At 43.2% G+C, this 18,424-nt stretch carries 18 protein-coding genes; 8 read left to right on the top strand and 10 right to left on the bottom strand.

The window, feature by feature from the left end:
- Positions 1–70: 70 nt before the first annotated feature.
- The 5 genes from ACFO4O_RS16250 to dusA all read right to left on the bottom strand — a co-directional run bounded on the left by ACFO4O_RS16250 (position 71) and on the right by dusA (position 3,857).
- Positions 71–826, bottom strand: coding sequence for a TIGR04219 family outer membrane beta-barrel protein (locus ACFO4O_RS16250; protein ID WP_382410438.1), 756 nt, complete (start codon positions 824–826; stop codon positions 71–73).
- Between the two features lie 5 nt (positions 827–831).
- Positions 832–1,818 (bottom strand): DUF2333 family protein, encoded by a 987-nt coding sequence (locus ACFO4O_RS16245; protein ID WP_382410437.1) that lies wholly within the window; start codon positions 1,816–1,818, stop codon positions 832–834.
- Between the two features lie 44 nt (positions 1,819–1,862).
- Positions 1,863–2,063, bottom strand: coding sequence for a PspC domain-containing protein (locus ACFO4O_RS16240; RefSeq protein ID WP_382410435.1), 201 nt, complete (start codon positions 2,061–2,063; stop codon positions 1,863–1,865).
- A 258-nt stretch (positions 2,064–2,321) separates the two neighbouring features.
- The gene (locus ACFO4O_RS16235) at positions 2,322–2,615 is read right to left on the bottom strand and encodes a hypothetical protein (RefSeq protein ID WP_382410433.1); all 294 of its coding nucleotides are present in this window, start codon (positions 2,613–2,615) and stop codon (positions 2,322–2,324) included.
- Positions 2,616–2,837: 222 nt separating this feature from the next.
- The gene (gene dusA, locus ACFO4O_RS16230; protein ID WP_382410431.1) at positions 2,838–3,857 is read right to left on the bottom strand and encodes a tRNA dihydrouridine(20/20a) synthase DusA; all 1,020 of its coding nucleotides are present in this window, start codon (positions 3,855–3,857) and stop codon (positions 2,838–2,840) included.
- 201 nt (positions 3,858–4,058) lie between these two features.
- Here dusA and ACFO4O_RS16225 point away from each other — a divergent pair, with 201 nt between their 5' ends.
- The 4 genes from ACFO4O_RS16225 to ACFO4O_RS16210 all read left to right on the top strand — a co-directional run bounded on the left by ACFO4O_RS16225 (position 4,059) and on the right by ACFO4O_RS16210 (position 9,432).
- Positions 4,059–6,200 carry a sensor domain-containing diguanylate cyclase gene (locus tag ACFO4O_RS16225; protein ID WP_382410429.1) on the top strand — a complete coding sequence of 714 codons (2,142 nt, stop codon included), beginning with the start codon at positions 4,059–4,061 and terminating at the stop codon, positions 6,198–6,200.
- A 103-nt stretch (positions 6,201–6,303) separates the two neighbouring features.
- Positions 6,304–7,224 (top strand): acyltransferase, encoded by a 921-nt coding sequence (locus tag ACFO4O_RS16220; RefSeq protein ID WP_382410427.1) that lies wholly within the window; start codon positions 6,304–6,306, stop codon positions 7,222–7,224.
- Positions 7,224–8,105 carry an acyltransferase gene (locus ACFO4O_RS16215; protein WP_382410425.1) on the top strand — a complete coding sequence of 294 codons (882 nt, stop codon included), beginning with the start codon at positions 7,224–7,226 and terminating at the stop codon, positions 8,103–8,105. The genes ACFO4O_RS16220 and ACFO4O_RS16215 overlap by 1 nt, the downstream gene beginning before the upstream one ends.
- 1 nt (position 8,106) lies before the next feature.
- On the top strand, positions 8,107–9,432 hold the full coding sequence (locus tag ACFO4O_RS16210) for a mechanosensitive ion channel family protein (RefSeq protein ID WP_382410423.1): 1,326 nt from the start codon (positions 8,107–8,109) through the stop codon (positions 9,430–9,432).
- Positions 9,433–9,482: 50 nt separating this feature from the next.
- Here ACFO4O_RS16210 and ACFO4O_RS16205 read toward each other — a convergent pair whose 3' ends face one another.
- The gene (locus ACFO4O_RS16205; RefSeq protein WP_382410421.1) at positions 9,483–9,674 is read right to left on the bottom strand and encodes a hypothetical protein; all 192 of its coding nucleotides are present in this window, start codon (positions 9,672–9,674) and stop codon (positions 9,483–9,485) included.
- Between the two features lie 336 nt (positions 9,675–10,010).
- Here ACFO4O_RS16205 and ACFO4O_RS16200 point away from each other — a divergent pair, with 336 nt between their 5' ends.
- Both ACFO4O_RS16200 and ACFO4O_RS16195 read left to right on the top strand, forming a co-directional pair.
- Complete coding sequence (locus ACFO4O_RS16200; protein WP_382410419.1) at positions 10,011–10,808, top strand: DUF2884 family protein; 798 nt, start codon at positions 10,011–10,013, stop codon at positions 10,806–10,808.
- Positions 10,809–10,814: 6 nt separating this feature from the next.
- Positions 10,815–11,660 carry an NAD-dependent epimerase/dehydratase family protein gene (locus tag ACFO4O_RS16195; protein ID WP_382410417.1) on the top strand — a complete coding sequence of 282 codons (846 nt, stop codon included), beginning with the start codon at positions 10,815–10,817 and terminating at the stop codon, positions 11,658–11,660.
- Here the strand turns inward: ACFO4O_RS16195 and ACFO4O_RS16190 are convergent.
- The 3 genes from ACFO4O_RS16190 to ACFO4O_RS16180 form a co-directional block, all read right to left on the bottom strand.
- Positions 11,657–13,078, bottom strand: a complete 1,422-nt coding sequence (locus ACFO4O_RS16190; RefSeq protein WP_382410415.1) for a sodium-dependent transporter — start codon at positions 13,076–13,078, stop codon at positions 11,657–11,659. The two genes, ACFO4O_RS16195 and ACFO4O_RS16190, sit on opposite strands and share 4 nt — an antisense overlap.
- Before the next feature lie 203 nt (positions 13,079–13,281).
- Entirely contained in the window at positions 13,282–14,007 is a 726-nt protein-coding gene (locus ACFO4O_RS16185; RefSeq protein ID WP_382410413.1) for an SDR family NAD(P)-dependent oxidoreductase, read from the bottom strand.
- Positions 14,008–14,127: 120 nt separating this feature from the next.
- Complete coding sequence (locus tag ACFO4O_RS16180; RefSeq protein ID WP_382410411.1) at positions 14,128–14,517, bottom strand: thiol-disulfide oxidoreductase DCC family protein; 390 nt, start codon at positions 14,515–14,517, stop codon at positions 14,128–14,130.
- Positions 14,518–14,638: 121 nt separating this feature from the next.
- Here ACFO4O_RS16180 and msrA point away from each other — a divergent pair, with 121 nt between their 5' ends.
- Positions 14,639–15,175, top strand: a complete 537-nt coding sequence (gene msrA, locus ACFO4O_RS16175; protein WP_382410409.1) for a peptide-methionine (S)-S-oxide reductase MsrA — start codon at positions 14,639–14,641, stop codon at positions 15,173–15,175.
- 1 nt (position 15,176) lies between these two features.
- On the opposite strand, the gene ACFO4O_RS16170 is transcribed toward msrA, so the two are convergent.
- The gene (locus tag ACFO4O_RS16170) at positions 15,177–16,394 is read right to left on the bottom strand and encodes a hypothetical protein (protein ID WP_382410407.1); all 1,218 of its coding nucleotides are present in this window, start codon (positions 16,392–16,394) and stop codon (positions 15,177–15,179) included.
- A gap of 84 nt (positions 16,395–16,478) precedes the next feature.
- On the opposite strand from ACFO4O_RS16170, the gene ACFO4O_RS16165 reads away from it, so the two are divergent.
- On the top strand, positions 16,479–18,398 hold the full coding sequence (locus ACFO4O_RS16165; RefSeq protein ID WP_382410405.1) for an alkaline phosphatase D family protein: 1,920 nt from the start codon (positions 16,479–16,481) through the stop codon (positions 18,396–18,398).
- Positions 18,399–18,424 lie beyond the last annotated feature (26 nt).

Below are 18,424 nucleotides of genomic sequence, written 5' to 3'. Positions count from 1 at the left end.
AGGTTAGCGGCTTTTATCGATAACTTGAAAGAATTAAAACTAATTTTTTATATTCTTTTATACTGAAACATTAAAAATGAAACTCAAGGCCAACAAATGCGCCTTTGAATTCAAGGTCGGCATAAATATCGTCTAGGTCTTCTAAGTCGACTGTGGTTGACCGGTATCCTGCTTGCAAGGTCATATCAATTGCCAAGCTTTCAATAAAATTATAGGTAATAGCAGCTTGATAGTCAGATAGCGAATTATCGTCTATCGACAGGTAGCTCGCCTCAACGTATGCTCCTAACCCAGTCAAGGGTAAACCCACTGCGGCGCGAGAATAGACCATTGGGATGATTCCACTGAACTCTTCAGCGCTTCGCTGCTGAGTATCGGCATCAACCACCAAAAAATCGCCATCGATCTGCTTACCGCTGATCCCTACATCAATACTGACAACATCGTTATCTAAAATTTCATAATATAGAATGTAGTCTGTGGTGAATAAATCGGCAGTGGTGCGCAAGCGAGAGTCAACGGTATACACTTCATTGCCAAAAGTGAATGTCGCATCGAGCTGCGTAAAACCTTCTGTGTCTAGGTTGGTGCGCACAATTTTTATATTGGGAATAAGGGGAATAGGATGCTCAAGTGCAACGTAGAAGCTCGTATTCGTCTCATCTTCAAAATCAAAGTTGGCAATTGACTCATCTTGCGCGAAGCCCCCGTCAGTTTTCATTTGAAAGGCCTGAGCGCCTGCGTATAAACCTAGTAAAGTATCAGCCTGCGCTGGCAGCGCAACAGTGGTAGCTAGCGCACAAGCCGCGAAAAGTTTTTTTATCATGGTATTTATCCCTGATTAAGTAATTCAGATAGTTCGATTAATGCTGCATTTGCGCGAGATACGTAATTAGCCATTACAAGAGAGTGATTCGCTAAAAAGCCAAACCCATCGCCGTTTAAAATAACTGGGCTGTAGACAGGTCCTTGAGTCGCTTCAAGTTCACGAATTATTTGCTGCAGACTGACTGTCGCATTCTTCTTTTGTAACACGTCTTCAAAGTCAGTCTCGATGCCTTTTAGAAAGTGTAGCAGAGCCCAGCTTGCTCCGCGAGCTTGATAAAAATTATTATCGAGTTGAAACCATCCTGTTTTATTAATTACTTTCTCTGCCTGAGGGGTAGATTGCCTAGCCGCGCTGTCACCCGCAAGGCCCACATTCAACGATTCAGTGCCCACGCTGGCACTTAGGCGCTGAGATAGGCTGCCTAACCGTTTTTCAATTTGCTTTAAATAGTCACGTAAATTGTCTGCCCGAGCGTAAAATTGACTGCCCGAGTCACTCAAGCTACTCAACTGGGTTCTGTAGGTACGAAGCTGGGCTAGCGCCTTTTCGTATTCTCCTTCGGACGAAGGTAATAACCATCGCTCACTGTCGATACTTAAGCTTGTTTGTGCTTTTACGAGCTGTTCATTTTCAAGAGATTGAGATTGAGAACGACTCAAATCCTTGCGCATAGCAAGTGCCAAATCGCGGCTCATTTCCAAAGCGCCAAATTCCCAACTGGGTATGTTATCCATTAAAACACCTGGGGGCATTACGTCATTGCTTAGGTAGCCACCGGGTTTGTCGAGAAGGGTTTCGAGCACTGAAATCAAGGCGGTGGTAGTGGTGTATCCTGTAACCACTCGCTCGTTGTTTTGTTCGGCTACGGCTGTGGCCCGCGCATCTACATCGAAGGTGTCTGGCTCAAAGCCCCACCAAAATCCTATTAAGCCAATTATTAATATAATGCCTATCAGCACCGCTGAAATACTTTTTGTATTAATGTTCATGACTTGTCCATTTCATTGTTAATACCGATAGTTTACCTGTGTCGCTACCTATATCGCAATAAAAGTATCGCCAACACATACGCTAAAGCTGTCGCAAAAGGCATTACAATGAAACCTGCAATAGCGCCAGCTCGCACCCACCAAGGATTTACATCGAAATATTTAGCAACGCCCGCACATACTCCGGCTATTTTTGCGGCTGCGGCATCTCTAAAAAAGCGCTTGTCGTTAATAACTGTTTTCATATTAAATTCCTTAGTACTTTGTTTTGAGGAGTTTTAAATGAGAGAGCAACAGCACGATGGCGGCGCTCCCTGCGTAAAACAAAACGGGTGTCAATATTAAGCCAAGTAAATTAACGTGAACCAACATAAAAATTTCCCTCTCATGTCATTCAAGCATATACCTCGTACTTAAGTGGCGAACACTTGAGTCTCTTGAAGTTGCTAAGCTAGTAAATCAGAGCATGGCAATTCAGTAGGAGGTATATGCGTCTCTAGGTTCTATTCGCCGCTGGCTTTTTTCGGCGTGTTTTCAGATGCATTCGATTTAGTTTTCGCGATGTCTGTAATCACGACTTTGCCTTTAGGCGCATCATTGTCGAGAGACAGTAGATTGCCAGTAGAAAGAATGTTCTTTTCGACCTGATTATCAATCTCATAAGAGGCACTTGAAACAGCTTGTTTTAGCATGCTGCTGAGAATTTGATTTACCGGATTTTCTTGTGAAAAAGCAGGTGCGCTGAATGCAGAGGCAGCGATTAGGGTAGTAGCAACGATGGTAGATTTGATGTTCATAATAATTCCTTAAAGTAGTTAGGTTATTTCAAGATTGCCTTACGACTCTGCATCTTGTTAGCGACCTCAGTGGTCTTGCCTAAGCTTTAGCGAAACTTGTGCCACCTTCAAAAAAATATTATTTAATACAATAAAATCAATCACTTAATGTAAAATCAATATCTCCTCATTAGATGTCATGGCATTAAACACCAATGCGGTTAGTAAAATTAACCAGTGAAATTAGTGATTTTGACTAAAAGTTTGTGCTTTTTCTTGTGCAATTAACACTTGTTCATAAGCACGTAATAAAAGTGCTGGATCATTGTGCTTACCGGTTCCATTTTGGCTGAGATACCTTCGCCAAATTTTGCCACCGGGCTGCCCTTGAAAAAGGCCAAGCGTATGCCTAGCAATATGCCAAACACGCACGCCCTGGGAATGCTGCTCCCTGATGTAATTACTCATGCTTTCTATAACATCGGCGCGAGACACTGCTGTCGCGTCAGTCTTCCCAAATAAAACAGCATCGACTTCACTTAATAAATAGGGATTACTGTATACTTCACGTCCCATCATCACGCCGTCTACATGCTGTAAGTGTACTTTTGCCTGCTCCAAGGTTTTGATGCCGCCATTTATACTCATATGAACATCGCTAAACTCTTGTTTTAACCGATACACGCGCTCATAGTTAAGCGGCGGCACATCTCGATTTTCTTTTGGACTTAGGCCTTGCAACCATGCTTTTCTTGCATGAACAATCAGATGCTCTAGGCCGACATCCACAAGCGGACTAACAAAGTCAGTTAAGCCTTGCTCCTCATCCATATCGTCTATACCTATTCGGCATTTAACGGTAATCGGTATGTCAACTTCTTGCTTCATTGCCAAGATACAGCTAGCCACAATATCGGGTGTAGACATTAAACATGCCCCAAAACTTCCGTTTTTCACCCGGTCAGACGGACAGCCAACATTTATGTTTATCTCGTCATAACCGCGCTCTTGGGCGATACGGGCACACTTAGCCATCGCGATTGGGTCGCTCCCGCCCAGTTGCAATACAACTGGATGCTCTGACTGTCCAAAACTCAGATAATCGCCTTTGCCAAATATAATCGCCCCGGTTGTCACCATTTCGGTGTATAGCATCGTTTGACTCGACAGTAAGCGAAGAAAGTGCCGACAATGACGGTCTGTCCAATCCAGCATGGGAGCTACAGAAAAGCGGTGGGAGGGATGAAGCAAGGAATCAGGCATTTGAAGAGCAAATTGGCGTATGTATCATTACGAAGATTATACCTAGCTTAACGCCAAATAACGAGACGCTATCTGTTAGACAGACGAACACATGGGCTTAAAAAAAATATACCAACACATTATCAAGGCATAGTACACTGACAAAAGAACACCAAAGCTTGAGTTTATTTTCAAGTTCCAAGTATTAATAGTGGACTATTCATGACAACAAGCACGCAACCATCAGTGATTGAGTATTTGCAAAGATGTTTATTTCTTTCTGTACTCGCTGTTGCTTGCCATCTTTTTCTCCCCATCCCTCTCATCGGTGAGGTGACGCTCTCTCTCGGCTCGGTATTCGTTTTAAGCTCTCTTGTTCTGCTGCCTGTACGCTTTGTTATAGTGGTTTTTGTATCCAGCTTTTTAAGCCTTTATTGGATGCAAACAAGCTGGCTTTTTCTGCTCGCTCATACCTTAGAAGTAATAACAATTGCGATACTGCTTAGGCGCAACGTATTTATAATGCTCGCGTCCATGAGTTACTGGATCATCATTGGTATGCCCTTACTCGCTATTCTAGCGCTGTACGGACCAATGTACCTTCAAGAGGCAAGCGTATTGCTCGCTATCCAAAGCGGACTGAACGGCATTTTGTGCGCAGCCATTGCAGCATCGCTATTATCGGTTATTCCAATGCGCTACAAACAGCCTGCCTTTACAAAAAAAGAGAAGCACCTATCGGCTAACATTTTTTCGATTTGTGCATCGGTGTTGGTTGTGCCCATTCTTATTGTGTCGTTTATTTTTATAGCCGTTAGCTCTAAAGAGAATGAAATACTCTTAGTTGATAAAATCAAGTCCAACACCTCATATATCGGCGAATTAACAGACGCATTTTTAGAAGAACATAAAATCATTGTTGAGCAGCATGCCAGCCTTCTCAGCGACGGCACGCCCGACGAAAATGTGCAAAATCTTTTGCTTAAATCACAGGAAAATTATCCGGCGTTTTTTAATCTGACTACGACAGACGTAACCGGCAAATTAGTTTTTTTCGCGCCCCTAAAATACAAAGCGCAAATAGACCGCCTGCCTGACGAGCTGAAAACGGTTGCGGATCGCAATTACTTTATTGAAGCGAGAAACTCTAAACAGACCTTCGTGTCAAACGCATTGCTCAGCAGAGGCGTTATTGTGGCTCCCATGATCTCAATAGCGAGTCCAATCATTAAAGATGATAAGTTTGCAGGTATTGTGTTTGGCGCAATAAATCTCGATGTTATTAAGTTGTTTCGTAATAAAATAGAGAGACTTTTAAACAACGACTTGGTGGTGATCACTGACGCGTCAAATCGTATAGTGTATGCCTCGGCTCCCGTAGAGGCTAAGCCTTTAGCGGAGTTTTTGCCCATTCCCAGCTACAATTACATTATTAGCGAGCTACCTGTTTTAAGTCACAATGAACGCCAGTATGCTTATTTCAAACGTCAAAGCGCCTTTGACTGGCATGTATATGTACTAACAGAATCATCCACATTTACTGCCAATATTCGCGACAACTTTGTTATTGCTGGTCTGAGTTTATTATTTGTGGTGGCTGTATTTTTACTCTTTGCCTACCGTTTATCTCAACAGGTCTCGGCCCCGCTAAGGGCTTTACTCTCGTCAAGTGACAACGCTTGGGACAGCATGTCGTTGTATACCAACACTCAAGAATTCTCTGAGGTGGCGAACAAATTAAAACGCTCTCAATTTTTGATGCAAAATTTTGAGGACCGACTAAAACAACAGGTGAACGAGAAGACAGAGCAATTAGAGCAACTGAACTTGCAATTAGCTGCGCAGGCAAGAGAAGATGGTATGACGCACCTATTGAACCGAAGCGGCTTTGACGAAATGGCGATTAATGCCATTAAAACCAGCTATCGCCTAGGGCAGTCTTTTAGTATGGCCTTGCTAGATATCGACCATTTTAAACAAATAAATGATACCCATGGTCACCTCTTCGGTGATAAATGTTTGCAAGCATTCTCGGCATTAATGCAGCGAAATTGTAAACGTGAAACCGATATTATAGGCCGTTACGGTGGCGAAGAATTCATCATATTTATGGCCGGTAAAGACGTAAAAGCACATCATCAACTGATGCAAAACATCCACCAGCAGACGAGAAAAATTAGGCTAACCCCCGCCGACAGTGATGTAGCAGTATCGTTTACGGTCAGCGTTGGGATCTGCAGCGTCATCGGTAACGTGAATATGAGCATGCACGATATTGTTAAACTGGCCGACGAAGAATTGTATAAATGTAAAAGAAGCGGTCGCGACCGAATATCTTTGATGACCGTAGGCTATAGCGATTAGTCGCTCCACTGGCCCTAGCTATCCGGGACTTATTGAGCCTTGTCCTTAAATCTGGGTATAATCATGCACCTTCAATCGAGCACCTTCAATCAAGCTTTTCCAGATGACGAAAATTTTTAAGTCCGTGTTTTATGCGGTAAACGGAACACTCTCGGTAATGATATATTTTGTAAATACCGTCGTGTTGTCTATTCCGCTGATTCTGTTTTCATTTCTAAAGCTTATTCCTAATAAGCATTGGAGACGAGCGGTCTCGGGTGTTGTAGACGGCATCGCGACTCTCTGGATATCTATTAATAATATGAATCAGGCTGTGTTTTCTCGAACACAATTTAAACTGCAAGGAGATTACAGGCTAGCCATTGATCAGTGGTACTTAGTCATCTCAAATCATCAATCATGGGTAGATATATTGGTGTTGCAGCGGATATTTAATCGCAATATTCCGTTTTTAAAATTCTTTTTGAAAAAGAACCTTATCTATGTGCCTTTTTTAGGCTTAGCATGGTGGGCGCTCGATTTTCCTTTTATGCAACGCTACAGCAAAGCATTTATAAAACAGAATCCACACCTAAAAGGCAAAGACCTCGAAACAACGAGAAAAGCCTGCAAAAAGTTCGAATTTAAACCTGTCAGCATTATGAACTTTGTGGAGGGAACGCGCTTTGAACCCCACAAAGCCAAAAAGCAAGACGATTATCAGCACTTACTGCGTCCTCGCTCGGGCGGGATAGCCTTTGTGCTCAACGCCATGGGCGAACGTTTGACGAAACTCGTAAATGTCACTATATATTACCCACAAGGTATTCCGAGTTATTGGGATTTTGTGAGCGGAAAGGTGAAAACTATCGTTGTAGACGTTCAGACTATTGATATAAAAAGTCTATTAGCCTCGGGCGTTTACAGTTCTGCCTACTTCACCGACGATACGCACAAACAACTTTTTCAAGACTGGATTAACCAACTTTGGAAAGAAAAAGACGAAAAACTGAAACAATTTGCCTTGGAGCACAGCCAAACGTAATGTCATTAAGAAGCATACTTATTTTTCCTATTCATTTCAGTTTTCAAATGACCAACTTGGCGTTTTGGGGATGTTTAGTCATACTGTTTGGCCTGGTGAAACTCATTCTTCCCTTTAAAAGCGCGCAACAAGTACTACTGAGCATTATGCATCGGCTTTATTTTTCGTTTGGAATATTCAGCGTTGCCCTCATAAAAGCGTTTAATCGCATTGAAATACGTATTGAAATCGACAAAGCACTTTCAAAACAAAAGTGGTATCTGATCACTGCGAATCACGTCAGTTATTTAGACATTATTTTACTCATCGACTTTTGTGCGCCGCGCATTCCTCCGCCAAAATTCTTTTTAAAGAAACAATTAATATGGCTTCCGTTCGTTGGACTCGCAGCGTGGGCACTTGATATGCCGTTTATGCGCCGCTACTCTCAAGCCTACATTGAAAAACATCCGCATTTGCGCGGTAAAGATATTGAAACCACTAAGCGCTATTGTGAGCGCTACGTTGACAAACCCACTACCGTTATCAATTTTGTAGAGGGCACGCGTTTTACCCTAGAAAAGCACGCAAGCCGCAAAAGTCCTTTTTCACATCTAATGCGACCTAAAGCCGGTGGAATTGCGTTTACACTCTCGGCAATGGGAGAACTGTTTAGCAATATTCTCGATATCACTATCGCCTATCCAAACTCACGCCATCCTATGATGGACATGCTATGTGGGCGCATGACGACTATTATCATCGATGTTAAAACCATAGAGGTTCAGCCTGAACTCATCGGCGACTACTTTAACGACGAAAGCTTTCAGACCCGCTTTCAATCATGGATAAACGCGCTGTGGGAACAGAAAAACACGAGAATGCGGAATTGGATGAGCTAACATGAGCGAAATTACCAAAACAGAACAAACAAAAGCTCACCTTAGCGAGCTCATTTCAGACTTTGCTCATTACTTAGGCCTAGAGTCGCAAGCCGGTGACTTGCTGCATCAATGGGTAGGTCTAAGTATATTGCTGGTCGCCAGCCTTGTGGCATGGCTTTTGGCGCTATTTATATTGCGGTTTAAAGTTGCGCGTTTAGTCAGATTTTCTAAAACGCATTGGGATGACAACTTACAAGATGCCGGCGTATTTAGACGCTTTGCTTTAGTCATGCCTGGACTGGCTCTCTATTTTGGTAAGGATATTCTTTTAGTTCCCGACAGTCGTATGTATGCGATTGTAAGCAGTTGCGCTATTTTGTACATCATGGTCGTAGTATACAGCGTGCTTCAAGCGGCTCTTTCGGCTACCGAGCAGATCTATAAGTCGACTCGCTTTGCCAAAAAAGCGCCCATTACTGGGTTTATTCAAGTCGGACGCCTGTTGATTACTCTTGCCTTAGTATTTTTAGTAATCTCTGAGCTGCTTGGCAAAAGTCCAATTTATTTATTATCGGGCTTAACGGCCATTGCAGCAGTGCTCTTATTGGTATTTAAAGACACGATTTTAGGCTTTGTAGCAGGGATACAAATCGCGGCAAACCGGATGTTCAATAACGGTGATTGGATCGAAATGCCTCGGTATGACGTAGACGGTGAAATCTTGGAGATTGGGCTTACCGTAGTTAAAGTACAAAACTGGGACAAGACCATTTCTACCCTCCCCTCCTATAGCTTGATAACCGAAGCGGTAAAAAATTGGCGCGGCATGAGTGAATCTGGGGGTCGTCGCATCAAACGCTCAATTCAAATAGACATGCAAAGCTTGGATTTTGCTAACGAAGACGACCTCAAAAAATGGCAAAAAATCGCAATACTGCAACCCTATTTAGAGAGTAAGAAGCTCGCGCTAGAAGAAGACAGCAAAGTGTTAACTGAACGCCAATTAGATATCATTAACGGACGCAAGCTTACCAATATAGGGACATTTAGGGCCTATATTCAAGCCTACCTAACACACCACAAAGATGTACATAAAGGTCTTACGTGTATGGTGCGTCAGCTAAAGCCAACCGACACTGGTCTTCCTTTAGAAATTTATTGCTTTAGTCGCATCCAAGATTGGGTACGTTATGAGGGGGTGCAGGCGGATATATTTGACCATGTGATATCAATGATGCCGGTATTCAACTTAAGAGCATATCAACGTATCACAAACGCTAAGGCCTTCACTACCGCTGATGCGGTGCTCGAAGCAAGCCACGAGCAGCCTTCTAATTCGCAGTAGCCCTTATTGGTAGTAATTATAATCTTGCAACTAATACGGTAGGCTGGTGCTCAGCTAATGGCATAAACCATCAGCAAGGTAATGACGAGACCCGACACTCCCATAAATCCGTATTCGATTCTTTCTTGTAATGCTTCCTGACCAGACTTATCGCTAATGATTGCCATAACGATACAGCTTATGCCCAATACAAACGCAATAAGCAAAAGTGCAAATTTGAAAAGATTAAGTATTTCGAGCATGCTAGACCTTTGTAAGTTAATGTATGTTCAATACGCGCGATATTATGCAACAGCGCCGATAAAATCGCTATGTTAGGAAGGTCTTTTTTAAGTGAATGATGATCTTGGTCAATTTTGCTAACTAATCGCCAAATGTGCCTGTAAGTGCATAAAACTCCGAATCAAAACCTTGCTATAATTTTTAAGCAATTGAAATTAAACGTATTTTAAATTGGCGCACTAGTTGCAACTAGTTGGTATAGCTAAATAGCTAAGAAATTCATTACTCATAATCAAATTGATTTAACAAACTTAATAAGGTTGAAGATATTTGAATACTTGCACAGGAACTTTTCTATGAAACCAGTACGTTTTGCCATACTCAGTTTTACTTTTATATTCTTAAGCCTTACAGCCCACGCTCACAATTTTCAAAACGAAGCCTGTGATGTCAACATCAACGGTGAAATTGTGCTCGCTAACAATCAAATAACCATTACTACCGAAGAAAGTGATGTAGTGCTGCTCACTAAAGCAGGCAGTGCGTCAGTCAATGGAAAAAACCTAAGCTTGAGTGCTGAAGAGAGTGCAAGCGTGAGTAATTACGTGGCCAGTTTAGAGGCTGCAGTGCCGCAAGCCATCGCGCTCGCTGCCAAAGCAATCGAGTTAACAAATACGGCATTGACAGACGTATTTACCGGTCTGTTGGGAGAGGATAGTCAGCTTCCTAAAATGCTTAATGACAAACTCAATGCGCTTCAGCAGAAGCTAGAGAGCCATATCTATCAACAGCCTGAGGCGGTAACATTCAATAGCGCATTTTTTACAGGCAATGAGCAAACACAAAGCGAGTTTGAGAGCGATTTTGATGCTGCCGTTGAAGAAGTCATGAGCACTGCAATGGGCGAACTGCTCGTAAGTTTTGGTCGCAGTATGTTGAGCGGTGGTAGCTCTATGCAGAATTTTGAGGAGAAAATGAGCGCACTCGGAGATACCATTGAAACGACTGTTGAAGAACAATCACAATCTCTTAAAGAAGATGCCTTGGCACTTTGCGAAACACTTGAGCGTGCTGACAAAGAAGAACAAAAGCTTCAACGCATTGATGGATTTAAAGATATTAACTTTCTGACGGTTAAGCCTAATAAAGCATAGGTAGATATGAAAACATGCATAATCGGCCTTGGTTGGCTTGGTGTTCCGTTAGCAAAACATATGCAGCAGCTTGGTCATACAACTAACGGAACGACTCGCAGTACGCAAAAAATAGCAGCACTAGCAAATGAGAATATAACGGCACATGAATTTGATTTATTTGCCGCACCGCCTCAAGCGCAGCTGGCTGAAGGTTTATTTAATGATGCTAACGTCATTATTAATATTGCACCGGGCAGGCGAGACATAGACGCCAGCATATTCACCGAAGCGATGCATACATTGGTCGATTATGTTTTTGCTTGCGGCGCCAAGCATCTCGTTTTTGTGAGCACAACGTCCGTATTCGGCAATCAGCAAGGCTGCCTGAATGAAGATGATACGCCTAATGCTGTTACGCCATCGGGCATCGCTCATCAATCTATCGAACGATATATTGTGAGCAACTATGCTTCTAAGGCAACTATTTTGCGTTTGGCAGGCTTAATCGGTCTCAATCCTGATGGTAGTCTGCGTCATCCTGTAAGTGCACTAGCGCGCAAAAGCAACATTAGGAATGGCCATCATCCTGTCAATCTACTGCATCAGCATGATGCCATTGCCTTCATATCGGCAATCATAAGTGTTAGACCTGAGCGCAAGATACTGCATGCATGTTCTTTGCTGCATCCGAGTCGCCGAGAGTACTACACATGGGCCGGCAAAAAGCTCGGTTTAGGAACGATTGATTTCACCCCACCTGAAGATGACAAGAGCAAGGAGGTAGGCAAGACGATAGACGCAAGCGCGAGTCTAAAAGCACTTAACCTAAGACTATACTACCCCTCTCCTTTTGACATGCTAGACGTTTAAGCGAATAAAGAAAAACCAAAGTATTTAAGCGCTACTGTATTTACAAATATCACGAGCAGAATAACGGGAATAAACGTACCTAATGAAAAGTTGACATAGCGCTCTAAGATACTGCCCTTAAAATGGGGGGCGCCTTGGTCTAGCTCTTCATTAAACTTAATTTTTTTCCAGCGATAAATCACGAACAAACAGATTAATAGGCCGTTCAGAGGCAAAATTGTGTCATAAAACACATCGTAAACAACATCAAAAAACGATTTGCTTGAGCCCGCGTAGGTAACAAAATCTGTGAAAAACGCCACAAAACCAAACGATAGAGCACACATCACAGAAAATACAATTAACAGTACACCACACACTCTTAGCGAGGCTTTACGCTGCATGCCCTTTTCACTCATAAGCGCAGCAACAGGCACCTCAAAAATAGACACTAAAGATGTAATTGCTGCAAAAAACACCAGTAAAAAGAATAAACTCGCCACCGCACTTGCACCAAAATACCCAAGAGAGTTTTGTAGTTCCAAGAAAATTTGCGGAAGGTAGGAGAAGATCATCGAGATAGACGACTCACTTAGCTCATCAGGGTTTACATCTGGATTGAACGAAAAGATAGCGGGCAAAATCATTAAGCCTGCGGTGAATGCAACAGCGGTGTCTGTTAGCGCTACTAGCCTCGCGGACCCTGGTAGGTCTGCTCGCTTATTTATATAACTGCCGTAGGTAATCATAATGCCCATGCCTAGCGACAATGAGAAAAACGCCTGCGAAAGCGCTCCATTTACAACTGATGCATCTATTTTGTCTAGGTCTGGCACTAAGTAATATTCTACGCCAGCCATAGCGTTGTCGCGGGTAAGCACGAATATTACTAAGGCAAGCAGCATGAAGAATAAAGAGGGCATAAGAATTTTAGCGGCTTTTTCAATCCCCTCTTTTACCCCGCCTTGCAAGATGAGATAAACAACGGCGATTACCCCTGCCATGTAGATAAACAAATTATAGCTAGTAATGAAGTTACCGAAGGTATCTGCTTGGGCAAGTACGTCAAGATTTCCGATTACCGATTCAAACAAATAGCCGAATATCCATACCGTGATGACCAAATAAAATACGGCAATCATGAACGGAGTAATAATAGATAACCAACCAGCAAAGCGCCATCCCGCTTGATTATGAGACAAATTGGTGAGCGCACCTAGAGGGTCTTTTTGAGAGGCGCGGCCCACTGTCATTTCGGCTATCATAACAGGTAGGCAAATGAAGAAGACAAACAAAGCGTACATAATTAAAAACGCGCCACCGCCGTTTTTAGCCGCGCCAACTGGAAATCCTACCAGGTTGCCAATACCCACTGCAGAGCCTGCAGCCGCTAAGATAAATCCAAGTTTAGAACCAAACTGCTCCCTTGAATCAGCCATTTTTTGTCCTTTTTAATTATTGTTATTTGCCATCAAATGTTAACAGCCATTAACATAAAAGTCTTTATGCTGATGCACTTAATTTATTTCTTTTATATGGGTAATGAATTAATTACTTGGAATGAATAAAGGGCGCTTAAAAAGCGCCGTATTAATTGAGGCCGGGAAGGTAGAGCCATCATACGAACAAACAAGCGCGTTATTTACCAGTTGATTTTTTGGCCGTCCCAGTCAATGTAATAAGGTGATTGTTCAGGGTCTAGCGCCTGTGTATGGTTCATAAGCTGCTGCGCCGTGAAGGCAGGTGTAAACAGTTTTTCAGGTTTCACATTCGCTTGGAAGGGTTTAGAGAGCTCAGTGTCGACTGTTCCGGGGTGATAGCACACTAAAACGGTTTTTGGACTTCGTCGTTTATATTCAATTGCGGCTGTTTTTACCACCATATTGAGCGCGGCCTTCGAGGCACGATATCCGTACCATCCACCCAAACCATTTTCACTGATGCTGCCAACCCGAGCGCTGAACACAGTAATGGTAGCTCCGTCCTTTTCAACAATGTGTACTGCATGTTTAATCCACATCGCCGGAACGACAGTGTTAACCCGAAAATACTCAGCAAATTGCTCGCCGCTCATATCTTCTGAGCGTTTTTCAGGCTTCAAGGTTTTGCCATCAGAGCTGTGTAAAATACCTGTACAACAAATGATGTGGGTGAAATGAAATTGCCGTTTTTGCTCGTTCACAAAGGCTTTTATCTGCGATTCATCGGTAGAATCTAGCTGAACGTGCCTCTGTTTTGAAGAGGTCTCGGCAACCGCTTGCCTCGACACGGTCACTACATCATCTACTGACGTATCGTCGTTGAGCTGTTTTATTAAAGCTTGTGCGATCCCGCCGCTTGCGCCAATCACAAGTACTTTCGACTGCATATATTCTCCTTTTTTGCTTTGCCTTGGCTCTATAGCGTTGTGTTGATAGTACTTAGGCTTTTCTTCTCAGTACTTTATAGAGTGCCTAATATTTAGTAATTCATATTAAGTAGTTTCTATTTAATACTTAATGCCGCAATTACTCTCACAGCGTTTTTTGCCGGTAAGCCAGTACGAAATGGTATTGCGATGTTTTGCAAAAATCAGGTATGCCCTGTCTGCAAAGAACCGAATCACCGGCCAGCGAAGAGGTGCATACAGCCATTTGTACCCTACTAAACTCCACGCCCTGTGCGTCACATCAAGACCAATCAATAATGTACCGTCGGCCTCCATTCCGTGAATTCTATTATTTAAGGCCTGCCAGTCTAATTGTGGAAAGCGCACTGAAAAATCATCTGCATTGATGTCTTCAAAAGCAAGCTGCCTCGCAGTGTTGCGTTTTTTAAGATGCCGCATTTCAATATCACACAAAGGACACTGGCCATCGTAAAAGATGGTAAACGCCATAAAATGCTCTCTCTTTTTTATTTCGATGCCATTAGTTACGCGAGTTTTAATTTAAAAGATGACTTGAAAACACAATTGAGCGTATACACTTACTAACTATTGTGTAAACGGAGCAAAACAAATGGCAAATGAAACAATTACTCTCGCCGGAGGATGCTTTTGGTGTATCGAATCCGCATTTAATAGCGTGCAGGGCGTGGTAAGTGCCTATTCGGGCTATGCCAACGGACAAACAGACAACCCAAGCTATGAAGCGGTATGCTCTGGCACTACGGGTTATACAGAAGCGGTGCAGGTTACGTTTGATGATGAGGTCATATCTCGGCGCGAAATTTTAGAGATATTTTTTGCCCTTCACGACCCAACGCAGCTGAATCGCCAAGGCAATGATAAGGGCACACAATATCGGGGGGGTATTTATTATGTGTCTGAGGCACAAAAAAACGACGCCTTAGCCATTATCGATGAAATTCGTGAAGCCGCCATATGGCCCGGCGAGATTGTCACCGAAGTCGAACCTTTAGAAAAATATTTCCAAGCAGAGGATTACCATCAAGACTACTTCAGCAATAACCCTCAAAATGTATATTGCAACATGGTAGTAGCCCCTAAACTGGCTAAGTTTAAGGCGACTTTCGCGAAACGCTTGAAAAGCTGATTTACCATGTGATCGGTAGAGAAAATATAAGCGGTGACATCCGTTCGTACTTTTCTCTATCCGCTTCACACTGAACGTTTTTCAAATAGTTTTCTTTCCATGGGTCGTTAATCAGAATCAAGGTATTCCCATCAACCGCTACACCCTCGATTGAAGCGTTATTCATCTGATGATACTCAGCACAGGAACCCGCGTCACTGGGCGCATAAAATACCAAAGGAAGAATGCGTGTTGCTTGTTTTCCTGCTAAGTCAATTAGCCAAAGCTCATTATCATTGCGCGCGGCGGCAATCAAAATACCTTTTGCGCTGTCATTGGGATAATAAATATCCATGCCATTGATGGGGTGATTACCTTCAGCAAAAGTGGGTAAGTTAAGCTTAGCGTCTCTTGCTTTTAAAAAGTCTCTTGGGCTAGAGAAGGTATCGGGCGTTAAATCAACATAAAATATGCGAGGCTGGCCCTTTGCATCTTTTTCAAGGCCAAGATACAAACGATTTTCGCGGTCGATACTCAGCCCCTCAATACCGTCGTTTGGAAAATTCCCTACGTCGTCATCTTGCGAAAACTGCACTGCACGGACGCCGCTAACAATCATCTGCCCATCTCTAAGCATTACCTCTACAATCAAACTTGGGTAATTGGTTGAACCGGTTTGGGCAAACCTTTGCTGACATGCTTTACTCAAGGCACCAGTGCGGGAAGCATCTTCAGTAACCAATATCCATGCATCATATTTAAAGGGATGGGCAACAAGTGCTTCATAATCAGGCTCTCCGGCTAAGTAATCGGCAAAACATGAGTTTTCAACTCGTGGCGCTAATACAAAGGGTCCAAGCTTTTGCGTAACGTGTTTAGTGGTTTTATCGATAAGATGCAGGCGCTGAATTTGACTACTGTGAGCACTTGCATCTGAAACAGTCCACCACCCCTTTTCTGATGCGGTTAGGCCTGAACTCTGTGGATTTAACATGGTATTAGGTTCGCCATCACCTTCTGTAATCCAATGTCCTTTTAGCGCCATGCTGGGCATCATTTCTATTAACATATTTCGAGTGCTGCTTTGTTCGTCGTAAGCCCCAGCAACAGCCGTTTCACCACTAGCCGTTGAGCCTGAGATTGCCGCGCTTTGCATCAGTAATAGGCCAACAAAAACCCATGCATACAAAAGGCGATGCAAGGGCAAATATATTATTCCGGCGACACTATTTTTTATCATTGATTTTACTACCCGACTTTAATCTGGTTTTTCACGTGATATGCTAGGCACATTATACAAAAAATATGGACTTTAGTGACGAAAATGTCGAATCTGACAGTTCCCACACTCATTGCCGGTCCTATGCTGCGCCATGTTGCTTGCGATATCGTAACGGTATGGTTGGTGACATCTACGCCAATGGCGATTCGCTTGCATTTGCACGACTCAAAAGGGCACGGCATTGCGTTAAATGAGAGCGACAGTGAGCACCTTCAATTTTGCGTGGGCCAGCGTTGCTATATCCATCTCATTCGGGCTGTTCCGCAGCACTCTCTCACAGAAGATGCGTTTTACTCATACAATCTAAGCTTTGATGAAAAAACAAAGCCACAAGCAACGGAAAGTCAGGCTTGTTCGTTGAGCTTGAACGAACTATCTCCCTCGCTGTTTAATGAAAACGAGACTAACATTTGTTTTTTTCTTGCACGTTCATTGCGCAATATTGCCCATGGCAGTTGCAGAAAAGCACACTTTCACAAAGCCGATGCGTTGCCGACATTAGATGACTTTATTAAGGTGGATAAAGACACTGGCGGAACCAATAGTAATTATCCAGACTTGCTGCTTCTCACAGGCGATCAAGTGTATGTGGATGATGTCGCCGGCCCAATGCTGCACGCTATTGGTCAGGTCATTGAACACTTAGGCCTGTTCGGGGAAAATTTTGACGCCAGTGTAGTTAAAGATACTGATGAGCTTTTTTCGCATGAACACTCATTTTATGAGCGCGAACTGCTATTTCCTGAAATAAATGCAAATGAAGACCTCACAAAAGTGTTTATAAAGGCGAAGCGCAAACCCGTTTTCACGTCTGTTAATGCGCATAATCATCTAATTGCGTTAAATGAGATTATTGCGCTGTATCTGCTGTCTTGGTCATCGAAGTTATGGCCGCTTATTACACTCGATAAACCGAATCTTGCAGCTCAATACGTGCAGCGATATGCCGATGAGCGAGTGCATATTGAACACTTTGCTGAAGGACTTGAAAAGGTAGAGCGAGTCTTTGCGCATGTCCCTACCTATATGATTTTTGATGACCACGATGTCACTGATGATTGGAATCTCACGCGCGGTTGGGAGGAGCAAGTATATGCCAACCCCTTTTCAAGGCGGATCGTGGGCAATGCACTGAGCGCATACTTTTTATGTCAAGGACTGGGCAACCCTATTGATAAAATCCGCCCCTTAGTGGAAAAAGCGAAGCTGAGCTTTAACGACACATCAAGCACGCATGAATCGTTTATCGACGCTGTATTTGAATTCAGTGAATGGCATTATCATCTCGATACTAGCCCTCCCATACACGTGTTAGATACTCGCACTCAGCGCTGGCGCAGTGAATCAAATAAAAATAAACCTTCTGGACTCATGGACTGGGAGGGCTTATGCGAGCTTCAGCAAAATATTATTGGCAATGACTCTGTTATCATGGTGTCTGCTGCACCTGTATATGGCGTTAAGTTTATTGAAGCAATTCAACGAATTTTCACCACCTTTGGCGGTGCGCTCATGGTTGATGCAGAAAACTGGATGGCGCATCGGGGCACGGCAAGCGTGATGCTTAATATTTTTCGGCATATTAAAACACCGCCTAATTTTATTATTCTTTCAGGCGATGTGCATTATTCTTTTGTTTACGATGTTAGCTTGAGGTTCAGGCGCAATAGCCCGAAGATTTTGCAATTTACGTGTTCAGGATTGCACAATGAGTTTCCCGACGCCCTGCTCACATGGTTCGAGCGTTTCAATCGCTGGCTTTATGGTCATCGCTCACCCCTGAATTGGTTAACAAAACGTCGCAATATGTCGGTCAAGCAACGCCATCCTCAAGGCAGCGAGCGCGATGTAGTAAATGCCTGCAGTTTTGGACTGTTACAGCTCGGTGAAGATGGGCAAGAAACAGCGTGTAAGGTGATCTGTAGTGATGGACGAGAAGTAATCTTTAAGCCCAGTCGTTAATATTTGATATGCAAAAACGACCTTAT

It is taken from the genome of Glaciecola siphonariae, assembly GCF_042652645.1.
Lineage (GTDB): Bacteria > Pseudomonadota > Gammaproteobacteria > Enterobacterales > Alteromonadaceae > Glaciecola > Glaciecola siphonariae.
This window is presented reverse-complemented; position numbering and strand designations above follow the sequence as displayed.